This window comes from Yersinia sp. 2545 StPb PI (assembly GCF_052217125.1).
GTDB classification, from domain to species: Bacteria; Pseudomonadota; Gammaproteobacteria; order Enterobacterales; family Enterobacteriaceae; genus Yersinia; species Yersinia enterocolitica_E.
Genome location: NZ_JAZGPY010000001.1, coordinates 987,774 through 1,008,681 on the forward strand (window position 1 = coordinate 987,774; position 20,908 = coordinate 1,008,681).

Here is a 20,908-nt window from a genome sequence, read left to right on the forward strand (position 1 = left end):
CTATTTTGGCTGTCACTTAAGAAGCCGTGACTTGGTACACGGCTTTTTTTGTGGGCTTACTGCCTAATGTTCGGGACGAACAATTGATTTATTGAGGAAATGAGTTCGCATTATGTCGTCTGTAAATGAAGATAGGGCTAACTTGTGCCCCCTGATTCCGCGTCATGTCGCTATCATTATGGATGGTAATGGGCGTTGGGCTAAAAATCGGGGTAAATTAAGGGTCTTCGGTCATAAAGCGGGAGTGAAGTCAGTTCGTCGTGCAGTAAGTTTTGCTGCCAATCATCATTTGGATGCGCTCACGCTTTATGCTTTCAGTAGTGAAAACTGGAATCGCCCTGCTCAGGAAGTCACCGCTCTGATGGAGCTTTTTGTTCGTGCGCTGGACAGTGAAGTAAAAAGTCTGCATAAACATAATGTTCGTTTATCTGTTATTGGTGATATCAGTCGATTTAGTGAACGTTTACAACAACGGATCCGTCGCTCAGAAGCGCTAACTGCCGACAATGACGGTCTGAAACTCAACATCGCTGCCAATTATGGTGGCCGTTGGGATATTATTCAGGGTGTGCGCCATTTAGCTGAGCAAGTACAGCAAGGTGAGTTGCAGCCCACAGATATCAGTGAAGAATCGCTAAACTCGCATATCTGCCTGCATGAGCAATCTGAGGTGGATTTAGTGATCAGAACCGGTGGTGAACATCGCATCAGTAATTTTTTGTTATGGCAAATTGCCTATGCTGAACTTTACTTTACTGATGTACTCTGGCCTGATTTTGATGAACATGTCTTTGAAGGTGCGCTGAATGCATTTGCACAACGAGAGCGTCGCTTCGGGGGAACTACACCTATCGATGCCACTGCATCCTAGGGGGAACTTTTGCTGAAGTATCGTCTCATAACTGCTTTGATTTTGATTCCGGTTGTCATTGGTGCCCTGTTCCTGCTTCCGCCGGTTGGTTTTGCTATTGTTACTCTCTTTGTCTGTATGCTTGCAGCCTGGGAGTGGGGGCAATTAGCTGGGTTCGCCAGTCGTTCTCAGCGTATTTGGTTAGCCATACTTTGTGGTTTTCTACTGATCTCAATGCTGCTTAGCCTTCCTGCCTATCAGCATTCTGCTCATCTACCACAAGTGAGTGTCCCTCTCTGGCTCTCTATGGGCTGGTGGGTCGCAGCATTGCTGTTGGTGCTTACTTACCCACGCTCTGCGGCGTTGTGGCGCGATTCACGTCTGTTACGTATAATTTTCGGCGTTCTGACTATTGTTCCCTTTTTCTGGGGCATGGTGGCATTACGTCAGTATGGTTATGAGCAGAACCACCATATCGGCGCCTGGTGGCTGCTGTATGTGATGCTTTTGGTATGGGGTGCGGATTCTGGCGCTTACATGTTTGGTAAATTATTCGGTAAACATAAATTAGCGCCTAAAGTATCACCAGGTAAAACCTGGGAAGGATTAATTGGCGGTTTACTGACATCAGCTCTGATATCATGGTTGTTCGGTCGTTATGCTCCGTTGGATATCATCCCGGAAAAACTGTTAATCTGTTCCGTGGTGGCTGCATTGGCCTCAGTACTTGGCGATTTGACCGAAAGTATGTTTAAACGTGAAGCGGGAATCAAAGACAGTGGTCATCTGATTCCTGGTCATGGTGGGATACTGGATCGTATCGATAGCCTGACCGCAGCTGTGCCGGTATTTGCCTGCTTAATGCTGTTAGTGTTTTAATCCGTCACTGACGGGGAGTTTAGGGAATATGATGAGCATACTCTGGAGCCTGGCCGCGTTTATTATCGCACTGGGGATCTTAATTACAGTGCATGAGTTCGGTCACTTTTGGGTGGCGCGGCGCTGTGGTGTCCGTGTCGAACGCTTTTCGATTGGTTTCGGTAAAGCGCTGTGGCGTCGGACGGATCGTCAAGGTACCGAGTATGTTATCGCCCTTATCCCGCTGGGCGGCTATGTTAAGATGCTAGATGAGCGTGTTGAAGCTGTTGCTCCTGAGCTTCGTCATCAATCTTTTAATAATAAAACTGTTTTGCAACGCGCGGCAATCGTCAGCGCGGGCCCTATTGCCAACTTCCTTTTTGCTGTCATTGCTTACTGGCTGGTGTTTATCATTGGTGTGCCAAGTGTGCGCCCGGTAGTGGGTGACATTTCGCCACAATCCATTGCTGCACAAGCCAATATTTCTCCAGGAATGGAACTTAAGTCTGTAGATGGTATCGAAACGCCTGACTGGGACTCTGTTCGTTTGGCCCTCGTCGGCAAAATCGGTGATAAACAAACACAGGTGGGTGTGGCACCATTTGGTTCTGCTAATGTGGTGCAAAAGACACTGGATCTGCAACAGTGGCAGTTCGAGCCTGATAAGCAAGATCCTGTCGTGGCGTTGGGTATTATTCCACGAGGCCCGCAGATTGAATCTGTCTTGGCTGAAGTTCAAACCGGGTCTGCGGCACAAAAGGCAGGTTTACAAGCAGGGGATAGGATAGTTAAAGTTGGTGGTCAGCCACTGGATCGTTGGCAAACATTTGTTTTACAGGTTCGTGATAACCCCGGTAAGCCACTGGTGTTAGATATTGAAAGGGGTGGTACCCCCTTGTCTTTAACCTTAATACCAGATACAAAATCGGTTGGAGAAAACCGCAATGAAGGTTTTGCGGGTGTAGTGCCGAAAGTTATACCGCTTCCGGATGAATATAGAACGATTCGCCAATATGGCCCGTTCACGGCACTCTACCAAGCTGGGGATAAAACCTGGCAGTTGATGCGGTTGACGGTAGGCATGTTGGGTAAACTGATTACTGGTGATGTTAAACTGAATAACTTGAGTGGCCCGATATCTATTGCACAAGGCGCTGGGGTTTCAGCTGAGTACGGATTGGTGTATTACCTGATGTTTTTGGCACTAATCAGTGTCAACTTGGGCATTATCAATTTGTTCCCGTTACCGGTATTAGATGGTGGACATCTGCTCTTCCTGGCGATAGAAAAGCTGAAGGGTGGGCCGGTTTCTGAGCGAGTACAGGACTTCAGTTATCGCATCGGCTCGATTTTGCTGGTGTTATTAATGGGGCTTGCACTTTTCAATGATTTCTCCCGTCTTTAACGGCTGGGGATAGGTTAGGAAGAACGCATAACAACGATGGCGATGAAAAAGTTGCTCATAGCGTCGCTGCTGTTTGGCAGCGCCACCGTATACGGTGCAGACGGGTTCGTAGTGAAAGATATTCATTTCGAAGGCCTGCAACGGGTCGCCGTCGGTGCGGCGTTACTTAATATGCCGGTTCGCGTAGGCGATACCGTCAGTGATGATGACATCGGTAAAACTATCCGTGCGTTGTTTGCTACAGGCAACTTCGAGGACGTTCGTGTCCTGCGCGATGGTGATACGCTGATTGTTCAAGTCAAAGAACGCCCAACGATTGCCAGCATCACTTTCTCCGGTAACAAAGCGGTGAAAGATGACATGCTTAAGCAGAATCTGGAAGCCTCTGGCGTCCGGGTTGGCGAAGCCCTGGACCGTACCACTATATCCAGCATTGAAAAAGGACTCGAAGACTTCTACTACAGTGTGGGTAAATACAGCGCTTCAGTGAAGGCTGTTGTTACACCGCTACCGCGTAATCGTGTTGATATCAAACTGGTCTTTACCGAAGGTGTCTCTGCAAAAATTCAGCAGATTAACATCGTAGGTAACCACAGTTTCACAACTGATGAGCTTATCTCACGCTTCCAATTGCGTGATGAAGTGCCATGGTGGAACGTGGTTGGTGATCGTAAATATCAGAAGCAGAAGCTAGCCGGTGATCTCGAAATCTTGCGCAGCTTCTACTTAGATCGCGGTTACGCCCGATTTAATATCGATTCTACTCAGGTGAGTTTGACGCCAGATAAAAAAGGCATCTATATCACCATCAACATTACCGAAGGCGATCAATACAAGCTTAATAGCGTTGTTGTGAGCGGTAATCTTGCAGGGCATCAATCTGAAGCGGATAAGCTGGCAGCGATTGAACCGGGTGAATTGTTTAACGGCAGTAAAGTCACACGCATTGAAGAAGACATCAAGAAGATGTTGGGCCGCTATGGCTATGCTTATCCGCGTGTGGTCTCTCAACCAGAAATTAACGATGCTGATAAAACAGTCAAACTGCATATCAACGTAGATGCGGGTAACCGTTTCTATGTCCGCAATGTTCGTTTCGAAGGTAATGACACCAGTAAAGACTCCGTATTGCGCCGTGAAATGCGCCAGATGGAAGGTGCATGGTTGGGTAATGATCAGGTCGAAGCGGGCAAAGAACGTTTAAACCGTCTGGGCTATTTCGAAACCGTTGATGTTGAAACTCAACGTGTTCCAGGAACTGCTGATCAGGTCGATGTCACTTATAAAGTCAAGGAACGCAATACCGGTAGTTTAAACTTTGGTATTGGTTACGGCACAGAAAGTGGTGTCAGCTTCCAGGTTGGGGTTCAGCAAGATAACTGGTTGGGTACTGGTAATACCGTCGGTATTAATGGTACGAAGAACGACTATCAGACTTATGCTGAATTTACCTTAACTGACCCTTACTTCACCGTTGATGGTGTAAGTCTGGGCGGGCGTATCTTCTATAATGATTTTAAAGCAGATAACGCAGACCTGTCTGGCTATACCAACAGCAGTTATGGTATTGACGGTACTTTAGGCTTCCCAATTAATGAGAATAACTCATTACGGGTTGGTTTAGGTTACGTCCATAACTCCCTGTCTGACATGGAACCACAAGTCGCGATGTGGCGATATCTTGACTCTGTTGGTCAAGATCCTAATCTGACTGATCGTGCCAGCTTCACAGCGGATGACTTCACACTGAATCTGGGTTGGACTTATAACAACCTTGACCGTGGTTTCTTCCCAACGTCAGGGGTTAAATCATCAGTTAATACCAAAGTGACGGTACCTGGCTCTGATAACGAGTTCTATAAAATCACTTTCGATACATCTGCTTACCAACCGTTAGATGAAGATCATTCATGGGTGCTCTTAGGTCGTGGTCGCTTGGGTTATGGCGACGGTATCGGTTCGAAAGAGATGCCATTCTATGAGAACTTCTATGCCGGTGGTTCCAGTACTGTCCGTGGTTTCCGATCAAATAATATCGGTCCTAAAGCGGCATACTATAATGCTAATGGGACCATCAGAGATTCAACCGATGCGGTTGGTGGTAACGCGATGGCGGTGGCCAGTTTAGAACTGATTACACCGACGCCGTTTATCAGTGAAAAATACTCAAACTCTGTACGGACCTCCTTCTTCATTGACTCAGGTACTGTATGGGATACTAACTGGGAAAATACCGCACTGACGCGTGCTGCTGGTGTACCTGATTACAGTAAGGCGAGTAATATTCGTGTGTCTGCCGGTGTGTCATTACAATGGATGTCGCCATTGGGTCCATTAGTGTTCTCATATGCTAAACCGGTTAAAGATTACGAAGGTGATAAGTCAGAGCAATTCCAGTTTAACATTGGTAAGACTTGGTAATTGATTGGCAAAGTAGTTCTGAATTTTAAAGACAGCACTGGTAGTTGAAATAACCTAAGGTAGCGCTAGTGAGTTTGGCGCTATTTTAGGCACTATTCAGTATTAAGTGCACTTCAAGGTGTCTCTGACACAAACGGGTAATGGTAAGGAGTTTATAGTGAAAAAGTGGTTGTGTGCCGCAGGTCTTGGTTTAGCATTGGCAGCTTCTGCCAGCGTTCAAGCCGCTGACAAGATTGCTATTGTTAACGTTTCCAGCATTTTCCAACAATTACCTGCGCGTGAAACCGTAGCTAAGCAGCTGGAGAATGAATTCAAAGGCCGTGCAACCGAACTGCAAGGAATGGAGCGCGACCTGCAAACTAAAATGCAGAAGCTGCAACGTGACGGTTCTACCATGAAAGCCAGTGATCGTACCAAGCTGGAAAGCGACGTAATGAAACAGCGTGAAACTTTCTCTACTAAAGCCCAGGCTTTTGAGCAAGATAATCGCCGTCGTCAGATGGAAGAGCGTAACAAAATTCTGAGCCGTATTCAGGATGCTGTTAAATCTGTTGCTAGCAAAGGTGGTTATGATGTGGTGATTGATGCAAATGCTGTTGCATATGCAGACCCTTCTAAAGATATCACTGCTGACGTGCTGAAACAGGTTAAATAAAACATGCCTTCAATTCGACTGGCTGATTTAGCTCAGCAGTTGGATGCACAGGTGTACGGTGATGGCGATCTCGTCATCACCGGCATCGCTTCTATGCATTCCGCCGAGCCTTCGCAAATCACGTTTTTGTCAAATAGTCGCTATCAAGAACAACTCGCTACTTGTAATGCAGGTGCGGTGGTATTGACTGAGGCTGACTTACCTTTCTGTAAATCTGCAGCTCTAGTGGTTAAAAATCCGTATTTAACCTATGCACGTATGGCTCAGATAATGGATACCACACCTCAACCGGCCCAGGATATTGCACCGAGTGCAGTTATCGCTCCACTGGTAACGTTGGGAGAGACGGTTTCTATCGGTGCAAATGCAGTGATAGAGTCCGGTGTTGTGCTAGGCGATAATGTGGTTATCGGTGCTGGCTGCTTTATTGGCAAGAATACTCACATTGGTGCTGGTAGCCGTTTGTGGGCCAATGTTTCCGTTTATCATGAAGTTGTTATTGGGCAGAACTGCTTGATTCAATCCGGTACGGTCATTGGTGCAGATGGTTTTGGTTATGCAAATGATCGTGGTAATTGGATAAAAATTCCACAGCTCGGTTCAGTGCATATTGGTGACCGTGTTGAGATTGGCGCTTGTACCACGATTGACCGTGGTGCACTAGATAATACCATTATTGGTAATGGCGTCATCATTGATAACCAATGTCAGATTGCACATAACGTTGTGATTGGCGACAATACCGCGGTTGCGGGTGGTGTTATCATGGCAGGCAGTCTGAAAGTTGGCCGCTATTGTATGATAGGCGGCGCGAGTGTGATCAATGGTCATATGGAGATTTGTGACAAAGTCACCATCACCGGAATGGGAATGGTGATGCGCCCAATCACTGAACCTGGGTTATACTCCTCCGGCATTCCGTTACAACCAAATAAAGTTTGGCGCAAGACCGCTGCTTTAGTGATGAATATCGATGGAATTAATAAACGCTTAAAAGCTATTGAGCGTAAAATCGATAAAGAGTAGTCACTCAAGACTGATACTCTGAGTCAATAATTAAGCTTATTGGCAAGTGATGCCAAAAGTAGATACTTAAAGAAATTGGTGTCGCAGCCTGACAAAATAAATCAATCTTGATGAACTTATGTGTCAAGTGATTCAGGTAAATACGTGCAGTTACGCCGTTGTTGCGTCAAGTTCGAAGGGTATACAGAGTTCCTAATTTGCGGCCTGCCTAATGCCTCCCTTTTGGGGCAGTGCAGGCCGTGTTGTTGATAGCATTAGTTTTTTAGACAGGAAGAGTATTTTGACTACTGACACTCATACTCTGCATATTGAAGAGATTTTGGATCTACTCCCGCACCGTTTTCCGTTCTTGCTGGTAGATCGTGTCCTTGATTTCGAAGAAGGAAAATTTCTGCGTGCAGTGAAGAACGTCTCTTTCAACGAGCCATTTTTCCAAGGCCATTTCCCGGGTAAACCTATCTTCCCAGGCGTGCTGATTTTAGAGGCGATGGCGCAGGCGACCGGTATCTTGGCATTTAAAAGCCGCGGTAAACTTGAGCCGGGTGAACTTTATTATTTTGCTGGCATTGATGAAGCTCGCTTCAAACGTCCGGTAGTGCCTGGTGATCAAATGATCATGGAAGTTCAGTTCGTTAAAGAACGCCGTGGTCTGACCCGTTTTACTGGTGTTGCGAAAGTCGATGGTGAAATCGTCTGTACTGCCACGATGATGTGTGCTCGTAGCAGGCCAGTAACCCCACCAGCAGAAGCTGTTGTTGCAAAGTCTGTTGTTGTCGAACCCGCAGTTAAGGAGTCCTGATACGTGATTGACAAAACCGCCATTATCCATCCAAGTTCTATCGTCGAAGAAGGTGCCATTATTGGTGCCGGCGTTCGTATTGGCCCCTTCTGCTTTGTCGGATCTCAGGTGGAAATTGGCGCTGGCACGGAACTGAAATCCCATGTCGTCGTTAATGGTGTAACCAAGATTGGCTGTGACAATCAGATTTACCAATTTGCCTCCATTGGTGAGGCGAATCAGGATCTGAAATATGCAGGCGAGCCTACTCGCGTTGAGATCGGTTCGCGTAACCGTATCCGTGAAAGCGTATCTATCCACCGTGGTACGGTCCAAGGTGGTGGATTAACTAAAGTAGGCAGCGACAATTTGCTGATGATTAATGCCCATATCGCCCATGACTGTATCATTGGTGATCGTTGCATTCTTGCGAACAATGCAACTTTGGGTGGTCATGTGGAAATTGACGATTTTGCCATCATTGGCGGAATGACGGCTATCCATCAATTCTGCGTGATTGGTGCGCATGTGATGGTGGGCGGTTGTTCAGGCGTTGCTCAGGATGTGCCTCCTTATGTCATTGCTCAGGGCAACCATGCAACACCATTTGGTATCAATATTGAAGGGTTAAAACGTCGCGGTTTTGACAAAGAATCACTTCATGCGATCCGTAATGCTTACAAGTTGTTGTACCGCAGTGGTCGGACGCTGGATGAAGTGAAACCAGAAATTGCCGAATTGGCGGAGCAGGTTCCGGCGGTTAAGGCATTCAGTGATTTCTTTGCGCGCTCTACTCGCGGCATTATTCGCTAACTTATGCAAAATAGCCCATTAGCTGTTGATTGTCCGTCGAATACCGGGCGTCCTTTAACTATCGGTTTAGTCGCCGGAGAAACTTCTGGCGACATCTTAGGCGCTGGGTTGATTCGTGCGCTGAAAGCTCAGGTTCCCGATGCCCGCTTTGTTGGTGTTGCTGGGCCGTTGATGCAAGCTGAGGGATGTGAAGCCTGGTATGAGATGGAAGAGTTGGCAGTGATGGGCGTTGTTGAAGTATTAGAACGTTTGCCACGGTTACTCAAGATCCGCAAAGATCTGACCCAACGCTTTAGTGAACTCTCCCCAGATGTTTTCGTGGGTATCGATGCGCCTGATTTCAATATCACCCTCGAAGGGCGTTTGAAACAGCGTGGCATCCGAACCATTCATTATGTCAGCCCCTCTGTTTGGGCCTGGCGACAAAAACGCGTTTTCAAAATTGGTAAAGCGACCGATATGGTGTTGGCTTTTCTTCCTTTTGAAAAAGCGTTTTACGATCGTTTCAATGTTCCATGTCGCTTTATTGGTCATACCATGGCTGATGCCATGCCTTTAATCCCTGATAAGCAAGCGGCAAGAACAGAATTGGGGATTGCGCTACATGCGCCATGTCTGGCCCTGTTGCCGGGTAGTCGCCATTCAGAAGTGGAAATGCTCAGTGCCGATTTTCTGCGTACTGCTGCCATCTTGAGGCAACAACTGCCTGAGCTGGAAGTGCTGGTTCCATTGGTTAACAGCAAGCGTCGTGAGCAGTTCGAACGAATTAAAGCTGAAATTGCCCCTGACTTATCCGTCCATTTATTAGATGGCAATGCCCGGGTGGCGATGATTGCCAGTGATGCTACCTTGCTTGCCTCGGGTACTGCGGCGTTGGAATGCATGTTGGCTAAATGCCCCATGGTGGTAGGTTATCGTATGAAACCCTTCACTTTCTGGTTAGCAGAACGATTAGTTAAAACACCTTATGTCTCATTACCGAATTTGTTGGCAGGCGAAGAGCTGGTGACAGAATTGTTGCAGCAAGAGTGCCAACCACAAACATTAGCCGATGCATTGTTACCGCTATTACAAGGTGGTGATGCAGTTGAGGCGTTAAAAGAACGTTTCCTGATTTTGCATCAGAGCATCCGTTGTGGCGCGGATGAACAGGCAGCACAGGCGGTATTGGAGTTAGCAGGTCGATGACAGATATTTTTATATACCCGCAGGCGAATTTGATTGCCGGTGTGGATGAAGTTGGCCGTGGCCCATTAGTGGGGGCTGTTGTCACTGCGGCGGTTATTCTCGATCCGACACGGCCAATTGTCGGTTTGGCAGACTCGAAAAAACTGAGTGAGAAGCGGCGTCTGTCACTTTATGACGAAATTACGGATAAGGCCCTGTCCTGGAGCCTTGGTCGCGCTGAGCCAGAAGAGATTGATCACCTAAATATATTGCATGCAACAATGCTGGCAATGCAAAGAGCGGTAGCAGGATTACATATCACACCCGATTATGTGTTGATTGATGGTAATCGCTGTCCAAAACTGGCGATGCCGTCATTAGCCGTTGTAAAAGGGGACAGCCGAGTTGCAGAGATCAGTGCCGCCTCTATTCTGGCTAAAGTGACCCGTGATCGTGAAATGACTGAACTGGATCTCATTTTCCCCGAGTATGGTTTTGCGCAGCACAAAGGCTACCCGACAGCATTCCACCTGGAGCGGCTGGCAGCACTAGGCGCAACTGAGCACCATCGGCGCAGCTTTGGCCCGGTTAAGCGCGTGCTAGGGCTGATATAAGCCGGTATTGTCGCTGAAAGACACTCATAGTTATGATGCCCTCAGACACTCTGTTCTGCGGGTGTGATTCAATCCACTAATTTCTGGTATCTGGATATGGCCGAACCTCGTTTTGTCCACCTGCGTGTTCACAGCGATTACTCCATGATCGATGGATTAGCCAAGATTGGACCCTTGGTGAAGAGAGCTGCTGCATTAGGTATGCCCGCTCTGGCCATTACTGACTTCACTAACCTTTGTGGTTTGGTGAAATTCTACGGTAGCGCCCACGGTGCTGGGATTAAACCCATCATTGGCGCAGATTTCTACGTGCAAAGTGAAATCTTGGGTGATGAGTTGGCTCACCTTACTGTGTTGGCACGCAATAATGAAGGTTATCAAAACCTTACCTTATTGATCTCCGAAGCTTATAAACGTGGTTATGGCGCAGCTGGTCCGATAATTGATCGCGATTGGCTGATCAAGCATAAAGAGGGGCTGATTCTGCTATCCGGTGGCCGGATGGGGGATGTCGGCAAGTTTATGCTGCGCGGTAATCAGACTCAGGTTGATCAGTGTCTTGAGTTTTATCAAGAGCATTTCCCTGACAGTTACTATTTGGAGCTAATCCGTACCGGTCGGCCAGACGAAGAGAACTATCTTCATGCGGCAGTCGCGCTAGCGACTGAGCGCGGCCTGCCCGTTGTTGCGACCAATGATGTGCGTTTTATCGTTGAGTCTGACTTTGACGCCCATGAGATCCGCGTTGCTATTCATGACGGTTTTACATTGGTTGATCCTAAGCGGCCTAAAAATTATAGTCCTCAGCAGTTTATGCGCGATGAAGAACAGATGTGTGAGCTGTTCGCGGATATTCCTGAAGCGCTGCTCAACAGTGTTGAAATAGCCAAACGTTGTAACGTCACCATCCGCCTTGGGGAATACTTTCTACCGCAGTTCCCTACCGGTGAGATGAGCACGGAAGATTTTTTGGTAGAAAAATCAAAGCAAGGTTTGGAAGAACGGTTGGAATTCCTCTTCCCCGACTCGCAAGTGCGGGCGCAAAAACGGCCAGAGTATGACGAGCGGCTCGATATTGAGCTAAAAGTTATCAACCAGATGGGATTCCCTGGTTACTTCTTGATAGTAATGGAATTTATCCAGTGGTCTAAAGATAATGGTGTTCCGGTAGGGCCAGGGCGAGGCTCAGGTGCAGGTTCTCTGGTGGCATATGCGCTCAAGATTACCGATCTGGATCCGCTGGAATTTGACCTGCTGTTCGAACGTTTTCTCAACCCTGAACGTGTATCAATGCCCGACTTCGACGTTGACTTCTGTATGGAGAAACGTGATCTGGTGATTGAACATGTGGCCGAAATGTATGGCCGCGATGCGGTTTCTCAGATTATTACCTTCGGTACGATGGCTGCCAAAGCGGTTATCCGCGATGTGGGTCGCGTGCTGGGCCACCCTTATGGTTTTGTCGATCGTATCTCAAAATTGGTGCCACCAGATCCTGGAATGACGCTGGAAAAAGCCTTTGCCGCTGAACCGCAACTTCCTGAAATTTATGAAGCCGATGAAGAGGTTAGGGCGCTGATTGATATGGCGCGTAAGCTGGAGGGGGTAACACGTAACGCTGGGAAACACGCCGGTGGGGTGGTTATTGCTCCGACCAAAATTACTGATTTTGCACCGCTATATTGTGATGCGGAAGGCAAAAACCCGGTTACTCAGTTCGATAAAAATGATGTGGAATATGCCGGTCTGGTGAAGTTCGACTTCCTCGGTTTGCGTACGCTAACTATCATTAATTGGGCGCTGGAGATGATCAATGCCAAGCGCGCCAAAACTGGGCTAGAACCGATAGATATCGCCTCTATTCCGCTGGAAGATAAGCAAAGCTTCGATATGCTGCAACGTTCGGAAACGACAGCAGTATTCCAGCTTGAATCCCGAGGTATGAAGGATCTTATCAAGCGGCTGAAGCCAGACTGCTTCGAGGATATGATAGCTCTGGTGGCATTATTCCGCCCCGGTCCGCTGCAATCAGGGATGGTAGATAACTTTATTGACCGTAAACATGGTCGTGAAGCACTGTCCTATCCTGATATCGAATGGCAACATGAATCCCTGAAGCCTGTACTGGAGCCGACCTATGGCATCATCCTGTATCAGGAACAGGTTATGCAGATTGCGCAGGTTCTGTCTGGTTACTCCCTTGGCGGCGCGGATATGTTGCGTCGAGCTATGGGTAAGAAAAACCCAGCAGAGATGGCAAAACAGCGTTCGGTATTCGAAGATGGGGCCAAAAGTCAGGGCGTTGACGGTGAATTGGCGATAAAAATCTTTGACTTGGTAGAGAAGTTTGCCGGTTATGGTTTTAACAAATCTCACTCCGCTGCTTATGCTTTGGTGTCCTACCAGACGTTGTGGTTAAAAGCACATTATCCGGCTGAATTTATGGCTGCGGTAATGACCGCCGATATGGATAACACCGATAAAGTCGTTGGCCTGGTTGATGAATGTTGGCGTATGGGGCTGAAGATTCTGCCACCAGAAATTAACAGTGGCCTGTATCACTTCCATGTAAATGATGAGGGTGAAATTGTTTACGGGATTGGTGCTATCAAGGGGGTTGGTGAGGCGCCGATCGACGCGATACTGGAGGCGCGTAAAGAGGGCGGTCACTTCAAAGATTTGTTTGATTTATGTGCCCGCGTCGATACGAAAAAGCTGAATCGGCGGATATTAGAAAAGTTAATCATGTCCGGTGCTTTTGACCGTTTGGGGCCGCACCGTGCCGCATTAATGAGCTCCTTAGGCGAAGCGTTAAAAGCCGCAGACCAACATGCGAAAGCAGAGGCCATTGGTCAGGCCGATATGTTTGGCGTATTGGCTGATGCACCTGAGCAGGTTGAGCAATCTTATGCTAATGTGCCGCGGTGGCAGGAACAAATTGTTTTAGACGGTGAGCGGGAAACGCTGGGGTTATACCTAACCGGCCACCCGATTACTCAATATCTAAAGGAAATCGAACGTTATGCTGGCGGGCTGCGTTTGAAAGATATGCATCCGACGGATCGGGGCAAAATGACCACTGCGGTAGGGCTGGTAATCGCTGCAAGGGTTATGGTAACAAAACGCGGGAATCGCATTGGTATTTGTACTTTGGATGACCGCTCCGGGCGTCTGGAGGTGATGCTATTCACCGATGCATTGGAAAAATATCAGCATTTATTGGAAAAAGACCGTATCCTGATAGCCACTGGACAGGTCAGCTTTGATGACTTTAGTGGTGGACTTAAAATGACCGCCCGTGAGTTAATGGACATCAGTGAAGCTCGTGAAAAATATGCCCGTGGGCTTGCTATATCGCTGACCGACAGGCAAATTGATGACCAGCTTTTGAACCGTCTCCGTCAGTCGTTGGAACCCCATCGAGCGGGGACGATCCCAGTGCATCTTTATTACCAACGGGAAGATGCTCGCGCCCGGCTGCGGTTTGGAGCCACATGGCGCGTGACGCCCACCGATCGCTTATTGATAGATTTGCGAACGCTGGTAGGTAATGAGCAGGTGGAACTGGAATTTGACTAAAATAGGAATGCTATGAGTCTGAATTTTCTTGATTTTGAACAGCCGATTGCAGAGCTGGAAGCGAAAATTGACTCGCTGACTGCAGTCAGCCGTCAAGACGAAAAATTAGATATTAATCTGGATGAAGAGGTCCAGCGTCTGCGTGAGAAAAGTGTTGAGCTGACGCGGAAAATTTTCTCGGACCTCGGCGCATGGCAGATTGCCCAACTGGCACGCCACCCTCGTCGTCCTTATACCCTGGATTATATCGCTAATATCTTTACTGATTTCGAAGAACTGGCGGGTGATCGCGCTTATGCCGACGACAAAGCTATTGTCGGTGGTATTGCTCGTCTGGATGGTCGCCCGGTGATGATCATTGGTCATCAAAAAGGCCGTGAAACCAAAGAAAAAATTCGCCGTAACTTTGGTATGCCAGCGCCTGAAGGTTATCGTAAGGCACTGCGTCTGATGGAGATGGCTGAGCGCTTTAAGCTGCCAATCATTACTTTCATTGATACACCGGGGGCATATCCTGGTGTTGGTGCAGAAGAGCGTGGTCAATCTGAAGCCATCGCACGTAACCTGCGTGAGATGTCACGCCTGAGTGTTCCTATCGTCTGTACCGTTATTGGTGAAGGTGGCTCAGGCGGCGCATTAGCCATTGGTGTTGGCGATAAAGTGAATATGCTGCAATACAGCACCTATTCCGTTATCTCCCCAGAGGGCTGTGCATCTATTCTGTGGAAAAGTGCTGATAAAGCACCGTTAGCCGCAGAGGCCATGGGTATTACGGCTCATCGTCTGAAAGAATTAAAGATGATTGACTCGGTTATCCCTGAACCTTTAGGCGGCGCACACCGTGATTACATCACTATTGCTGCTGCTTTGAAGGCGCAACTGTTGGCTGATCTTAGTGATCTGGATGTTTTGAATGACGAAGAATTATTGAATCGTCGTTATCAGCGTCTGATGAATTACGGTTATTGCTGATTAAGCATGCCCGATTTATTGGGCATCGCAGAGAAATATTGAAATCCGGCTCATATATTATGAGCCGGATTTTTTACTTATAGATTCTGAGTCATAATATCTAACCCCATAATAATTTTGGCAAAAATTTAATTTCATGTTGTTATAGGTAATTGGCGAACAATATGAGGATTCACCGATGAATATCATCGCAATCATGGGGCCGATGGGGGTTTACTACAAAGATGAACCTATTCGTGAGTTAAACGATGCCCTGCTGGCTAAAGGTTTTCAGTTGATCTACCCTCAGGATCGTGGTGATCTGCTTAAACTGATCGAGCATAATGCGCGGATTATTGGTGTGATTTTCGATTGGGACCAGCACAGTAATGAGCTTTGCACTGAAATTAATGATCTGAACGAATATCTCCCACTTTACGCATTTATCAATACGACCTCCTCATTGGATGTCAGTTTGAATGAAATGCGCATGGCTCTTTATTTCTTTGAATATACGTTAAATGCGGCAGATGATATTGCCCAGCATATTGAACAATATACCGCTGAGTATATGGATAGCATCACTCCGCCGCTAACCAAGGCGTTATTTAATTACGTCAAAGAAGGGAAATATACCTTCTGTACGCCGGGGCATATGGCGGGGACGGCATTTCAAAAAAGCCCGGTAGGCAGCTTATTCTATGATTTCTTTGGTGCTAACACCCTCAAGGCTGATGTGTCGATTTCAGTGACTGAACTCGGATCACTATTAGACCACAGTGGCCCGCATCTGGAAGCCGAAGAGTATATTGCCCGTACTTTCAATGCTGAGCAGAGTTATATGGTGACGAACGGGACATCAACGGCAAATAAAATCATTGGCATGTATTCGTCCCCTTCGGGCAGTACGGTATTGATTGACCGTAATTGTCATAAGTCTCTGACACATCTTTTGATGATGACCAATATCATTCCGCTATATTTGCGCCCGGCCCGTAATGCTTACGGTATTTTGGGCGGCATCCCGCAGCACGAATTTACGCGCGAATCTATTACTGAGAAAATTGCACAAACCAAGAATGCCAGCTGGCCAGTGCATGCGGTGATAACGAACTCAACCTATGATGGGCTGCTCTATAATACTGATTATATTAAGCAGACACTGGACGTCCCTTCAATTCACTTTGATTCCGCCTGGGTGCCTTATACCAATTTCCATGAGATTTATGAAGGGAAAAGTGGCATGAGCGGGGAACGGATTGCGGGTAAAGTTTTCTATGAAACGCAATCGACACATAAATTGTTGGCCGCATTCTCTCAAGCTTCGATGATTCATATTAAAGGTGATTACAATGAAGGCACTTTTAACGAAGCTTATATGATGCATACCACCACCTCTCCGAATTACGGCATTGTGGCATCAATGGAAACTGCCGCAGCAATGATGCGTGGTAAACCGGGCAGGCGCATGATTATGCGCTCCATTGAGCGTGCGATGCATTTTCGCAAAGAAGTTCGCCGTTTACGTTCACAAAGTGACAACTGGTTCTTTGATGTCTGGCAGCCAGAAGATATTGACGAAATAGCCTGTTGGCCGTTGCAACCGGGGCAAAAGTGGCATGGCTTTAGTAATGCGGATGCAGACCATATGTATCTGGATCCGATCAAAGTGACCATCCTGACGCCGGGTATGAGCAGTGAGGGGGAACTTGAAGACGAAGGGATCCCTGCGGCATTAGTCGCTAAATTTCTCGATGAACGCGGCATTGTGGTAGAGAAAACCGGGCCATATAATTTACTGTTCCTGTTCAGTATTGGCATTGATAAAACCAAGGCGATGAGCTTATTACGCGGCCTCACTGAATTTAAACGCGCTTATGATCTTAACTTGCGGGTTAAAAATATGCTGCCGGATCTGTTTGCTGAAGATCCCGATTTTTACCGCCATATGCGCATTCAGGAGTTGGCCGCCGGTATCCACCAATTGATCCGTAAACACGACTTGCCCCGTTTGATGCGTCAGTCTTTTGATGTACTGCCAGAGATGAAACTCACGCCGTATGACATGTTCCAACAGCAGATTCGCGGTAATATAGCGGCCTGCGAAATGCGTGATTTGATAGGCAAAGTCGTGGCCAACATGATCCTGCCTTACCCACCGGGGGTACCGTTGGTTATGCCAGGTGAAATGATCAGTGAAGAGAGCCGCGCAGTCTTGGACTTCCTGCTGATGCTGTGTGCCATTGGCGCGCATTACCCTGGGTTTGAAACCGACATTCACGGAGCTAAACGTGATGATGATGGTCGCTATTGGGTCAATGTGCTGAAGACAAATGATTAAACTGGAGTAATACATGTTAGCAATACGTCAGATACATCATATTGCAATCATTGGCTCAGATTATCAGGTCAGTAAAAAATTCTACTGTGAGGTGCTGGGGTTCAGCTTGATAAGCGAGGTCTATCGTGAAGAACGCGACTCATGGAAAGCTGATTTAGCCTTAAATGGGCAATATACTATCGAGTTGTTTTCTTTCCCTTCCCCGTCAACACGGCCTAGCCGCCCAGAGGCTTGTGGTTTACGTCACCTGGCTTTTCAGGTTGATAATATTGAGCAGGCAGTCAGTGAACTGGGGGCTACCGGTGTGATTTGCGAAGCGGTTCGCATTGATCCCTATACCCAATCACGTTTTACTTTCTTTACTGATCCAGATGGTTTACCTCTGGAGCTATACGAAATAACGCTGGAATGACATGAACTCAGCCACCTTTATGCCTAATGTGTTACTCAATCCTTTGTTCGCACAATTGGGTGATCATCGCCATGTGCTGGTGGGGTTCAGTGGTGGGTTGGATTCCAGTGTATTACTGCATTTATTGGTTAGCCTGCGCCAACAATTGCTCCCTGAGCTGAAAGTTCGTGCGATTCATATTCATCACGGATTAAACCCATTGGCAGACAGTTGGGTAAAACATTGCCAGCAGCAGTGTGATCAATGGGAAGTTCCACTTGAAGTAGTGCGAGTGAAGATTGATCCGCGACACAATGGAATAGAGGCTGCCGCCAGAACGGCTCGCTATCAGGCATTTTCCTCACATTTAGCTGCCAATGAAGTGCTACTTACGGCTCAACATCTGGATGACCAGTGTGAAACCTTCTTACTGGCACTTAAGCGGGGCAGTGGTCCGGCGGGGCTGTCCTCAATGGCAGGCAGAATGCCGTTTGCCCATAGCCAGTTGTTGCGACCATTGTTGGCCTTTTCCCGCGCAACGCTTGAGAACTATGCTCAAGCACAGCAACTACGGTGGATTGAAGATGACAGCAATCAGGACCATCGTTTCGATCGTAACTTCTTGCGATTAAATGTGTTGCCTCTGCTTCATCAGCGCTGGCCGCATTTTGCTCAAGCGACGGCGCGCAGTGCAAGTCTGTGCGCTGAGCAGGAACAATTATTGGATGAGTTGTTGGCAGATAATCTGCAACAACTGCAAAGTCTGGATGGCGCGCTTTCTATTGAGGGGTTATTACTGGCCTCAGAAGCCAAACGGGGGGCGATATTACGCCGTTGGCTGGCTAGATGGGGGGCAGTGATGCCATCGCAAAACCAACTGCAACGTTTGTGGTTAGAAGTTGCTATGGCAAGGCAAGATGCAGAGCCTCAGCTTACTTTGGGGGCACATCAGGTTCGCCGCTTCCGGCAATATTTATATCTATTGCCACCGCTGGCTGAAATAAATATACGGCATCTACCTTGGGCCAACATTGAGGCTGGGCCTAATCATGTCGCAATCCCCCCTGGCCCTTTGATTCTACCTGCCAATCTGGGGGTATTGAGTTTTATTACTGAAGGGGGGCAAGCGGTCAGGGCTGCGGCAACCGGCGAGGTAATCAGCATCCGTTTCGGTTTACAAGGTGATATCAAGATTGTCGGGCGGCATCATTCGCGCCATAGCAAAAAGATTTGGCAAGAGTTGGGGGTACCGCCGTGGCAACGGGAGCGTATTCCGCTACTCTACTTTGGCGAACAATTAATTGCTGCGGCTGGAGTGTTTGTGGCTCAGGCAGGCCAGGCAAAAGAAGGCGAACCTTGTTGGTACCTAAATTGGACCAACGCGGAATAATAAAATAACAACACGCAGAACAGTCTATTTTGAGGAGCAATGATGAAATTAGTCGTCAGTATAATGATGTTATGGGGATTGAGTAGTTTCTCGGCGTTGGCAAAAAATGATATCGAAGCGGGGCGAGTTAAGTCTGCCAGTTGTGTGGCTTGTCATGGTGCACAAGGTAAGGTTTCGGTACCGATGTATCCTAATCTGGCTGGGCAAAATGCCATGTATTTAGAACAATCATTAAAAGCGTATAAAAAAGGAGAGCGTACTGGTGGGCAAGCTGGAGTGATGCAGGCTTATGTTGTGCCTTTAACCGACGAGGATTTCTCTGATTTGGCGGCTTACTATGCCAGTTTAAAACCTTGATTCGGTTTGGTCTGCCCTGAATGCAAAACGGGCCACTCTTCAGCGGCCCGTCATCAATATAATGGGATGAAGCTATGATGCACTCACCACAACAGTCCCTATCTCGGGGTGACTGAAGCTGGCAATATAGTCCAGACGCAACTCGCGCATTGTTCCTTCTTGCTCGATAATCAGGTATTCGACCTTTTTTCTCAGCAGCAGATCGCTGGCTTTACCTTCTACGATCTCACCGCCTCTCAACTTCAACGTCAGTATCAGGTGATGTTGGCAGGCGAGCTCTAGATTATCGTAGTCATCACAATTGATGGGTTGATACTCTTCACTCATCGACATAATCGCTCACCAATAAGTTAGCGGCGGCAAAGGCCGCCTGTTCTCTAACGGAGGACGGTAGTGCGTCGTTAGCCGCAACTTCGTCCAATGCTTTCAATACACAGCGCAATGCGTCTGGTACGTAACCCAGATCGCCACTTCCAATTTGGGCATAAAAACGGCGTACTAATTCACAGTATTGCTGCACAGTAATCCTCCTGGAAAAGTTTAACCCAGTAGATTCTCAGCGGAAGCGACACACTGTCAACCTACGAAGATAAACTCTGAACTTATAAGGACTATAGCACAGGAGTGATAGAGATATTAGAGTGTGGCACAAGGTTTCTTTTTCGCATTGATGCCACTAATCGTTCTCTTTATGCAGGGTTGGCTGGCTGCTGGCAGGCTGGATCAAGTACACTGTCTGCCAGATAATTAAGAGGTCACCCATGGCACTAAAAGCAACCATCCATAAAGCTGCTGTTAACATTGCGGATATGGATCGTAATTTTTTTCAGGATGTTAACCTGACTATCGCGCAGCACCCCTCCGAAACTGACCAACGTATGATGCTGAGGTTACTCGCATGGATCTGCCATGCTGATGAGCGTTTGCAGTTTACTAAAGGTCTGAGCGCTGACGATGAGCCGGAGATTTGGCGTCATAATGACCATAACGGTATTGAATTGTGGGTTGAGCTGGGGTTACCAGAGGAGAAACGTCTGCGTAAAGCCTGTAATCAGTCACAGCAAGTGGTGCTGTATGCCTACAGTGAACGCGCCGCCAAGGTGTGGTGGCCACAAGCCCGAGATAAGTTATCCGGGCACCGTAATTTGCGGGTGCGCTTCTTGGGTGATGAACAGATGGCCAAGTTGGCGGCACTTGCGAATCGTAATATGTCGTTACAGGCTACGTTGCAAGAGGGAACTATTTGGTTGTCGGATGCTCAGAATAATCTGGAAATTAGTTTTGATGAATGGCAAGGCGACGGGCAATAAGC

19 protein-coding genes are annotated in these 20,908 nt (G+C 47.6%); 17 read left to right on the forward strand and 2 right to left on the reverse strand.

Going from position 1 to position 20,908, the window contains the following annotated elements:
- Positions 1-112 precede the first annotated feature (112 nt).
- The 16 genes from ispU (at position 113) to V1955_RS04370 (ending at position 19,596) form a co-directional block, all read left to right on the forward strand.
- Positions 113-871, forward strand: coding sequence for a (2E,6E)-farnesyl-diphosphate-specific ditrans,polycis-undecaprenyl-diphosphate synthase (gene ispU, locus V1955_RS04295; RefSeq protein WP_083162925.1), 759 nt, complete (start codon positions 113-115; stop codon positions 869-871).
- 9 nt (positions 872-880) lie between these two features.
- Positions 881-1,729, forward strand: a complete 849-nt coding sequence (gene cdsA, locus V1955_RS04300) for a phosphatidate cytidylyltransferase (RefSeq protein ID WP_083162927.1) — start codon at positions 881-883, stop codon at positions 1,727-1,729.
- A 28-nt stretch (positions 1,730-1,757) separates the two neighbouring features.
- A complete protein-coding gene (rseP, locus tag V1955_RS04305; protein ID WP_083162929.1) occupies positions 1,758-3,113 on the forward strand; it encodes a sigma E protease regulator RseP in 1,356 nt (451 codons plus the stop codon).
- Between the two features lie 36 nt (positions 3,114-3,149).
- Entirely contained in the window at positions 3,150-5,534 is a 2,385-nt protein-coding gene (bamA, locus tag V1955_RS04310) for an outer membrane protein assembly factor BamA (RefSeq protein WP_083162931.1), read from the forward strand.
- 157 nt (positions 5,535-5,691) lie between these two features.
- Entirely contained in the window at positions 5,692-6,189 is a 498-nt protein-coding gene (skp, locus tag V1955_RS04315; protein ID WP_032820361.1) for a molecular chaperone Skp, read from the forward strand.
- Between the two features lie 3 nt (positions 6,190-6,192).
- Positions 6,193-7,215: a UDP-3-O-(3-hydroxymyristoyl)glucosamine N-acyltransferase gene (gene lpxD, locus V1955_RS04320; protein ID WP_420072797.1), complete on the forward strand. Its 1,023-nt coding sequence runs from the start codon at positions 6,193-6,195 to the stop codon at positions 7,213-7,215.
- A gap of 280 nt (positions 7,216-7,495) precedes the next feature.
- A complete protein-coding gene (gene fabZ / locus V1955_RS04325) occupies positions 7,496-8,014 on the forward strand; it encodes a 3-hydroxyacyl-ACP dehydratase FabZ (protein WP_083164110.1) in 519 nt (172 codons plus the stop codon).
- A gap of 3 nt (positions 8,015-8,017) precedes the next feature.
- Complete coding sequence (gene lpxA, locus V1955_RS04330) at positions 8,018-8,806, forward strand: acyl-ACP--UDP-N-acetylglucosamine O-acyltransferase (RefSeq protein WP_083162935.1); 789 nt, start codon at positions 8,018-8,020, stop codon at positions 8,804-8,806.
- Positions 8,807-8,809: 3 nt separating this feature from the next.
- Entirely contained in the window at positions 8,810-9,994 is a 1,185-nt protein-coding gene (gene lpxB / locus V1955_RS04335; protein ID WP_083162937.1) for a lipid-A-disaccharide synthase, read from the forward strand.
- Positions 9,991-10,587, forward strand: coding sequence for a ribonuclease HII (gene rnhB, locus V1955_RS04340; protein WP_372559763.1), 597 nt, complete (start codon positions 9,991-9,993; stop codon positions 10,585-10,587). The genes lpxB and rnhB overlap by 4 nt, the downstream gene beginning before the upstream one ends.
- A 96-nt stretch (positions 10,588-10,683) precedes the next feature.
- Complete coding sequence (gene dnaE, locus V1955_RS04345; RefSeq protein WP_442820577.1) at positions 10,684-14,166, forward strand: DNA polymerase III subunit alpha; 3,483 nt, start codon at positions 10,684-10,686, stop codon at positions 14,164-14,166.
- Positions 14,167-14,178: 12 nt separating this feature from the next.
- Positions 14,179-15,138: an acetyl-CoA carboxylase carboxyl transferase subunit alpha gene (accA, locus tag V1955_RS04350; RefSeq protein ID WP_083162942.1), complete on the forward strand. Its 960-nt coding sequence runs from the start codon at positions 14,179-14,181 to the stop codon at positions 15,136-15,138.
- Positions 15,139-15,316: 178 nt separating this feature from the next.
- Entirely contained in the window at positions 15,317-17,458 is a 2,142-nt protein-coding gene (locus V1955_RS04355; protein ID WP_442820578.1) for a lysine decarboxylase LdcC, read from the forward strand.
- Positions 17,459-17,471: 13 nt separating this feature from the next.
- Positions 17,472-17,870, forward strand: coding sequence for a VOC family protein (locus tag V1955_RS04360; protein ID WP_083162947.1), 399 nt, complete (start codon positions 17,472-17,474; stop codon positions 17,868-17,870).
- Between the two features lies 1 nt (position 17,871).
- Positions 17,872-19,239: a tRNA lysidine(34) synthetase TilS gene (gene tilS / locus V1955_RS04365; protein ID WP_442820579.1), complete on the forward strand. Its 1,368-nt coding sequence runs from the start codon at positions 17,872-17,874 to the stop codon at positions 19,237-19,239.
- A gap of 39 nt (positions 19,240-19,278) precedes the next feature.
- Complete coding sequence (locus tag V1955_RS04370) at positions 19,279-19,596, forward strand: c-type cytochrome (RefSeq protein ID WP_083162952.1); 318 nt, start codon at positions 19,279-19,281, stop codon at positions 19,594-19,596.
- Between the two features lie 72 nt (positions 19,597-19,668).
- Here the strand turns inward: V1955_RS04370 and rof are convergent, their stop codons facing one another.
- Entirely contained in the window at positions 19,669-19,929 is a 261-nt protein-coding gene (gene rof / locus V1955_RS04375) for a Rho-binding antiterminator (protein ID WP_083162954.1), read from the reverse strand.
- On the reverse strand, positions 19,916-20,116 hold the full coding sequence (locus V1955_RS04380) for a YaeP family protein (RefSeq protein ID WP_005185672.1): 201 nt from the start codon (positions 20,114-20,116) through the stop codon (positions 19,916-19,918). Before V1955_RS04380 ends, rof begins: the two co-directional genes overlap by 14 nt.
- A 241-nt stretch (positions 20,117-20,357) precedes the next feature.
- Between V1955_RS04380 and V1955_RS04385 the strand changes: the two genes are divergently transcribed.
- A complete protein-coding gene (locus tag V1955_RS04385; RefSeq protein ID WP_083162956.1) occupies positions 20,358-20,906 on the forward strand; it encodes a YaeQ family protein in 549 nt (182 codons plus the stop codon).
- The last annotated feature ends 2 nt before the right edge of the window (positions 20,907-20,908 follow it).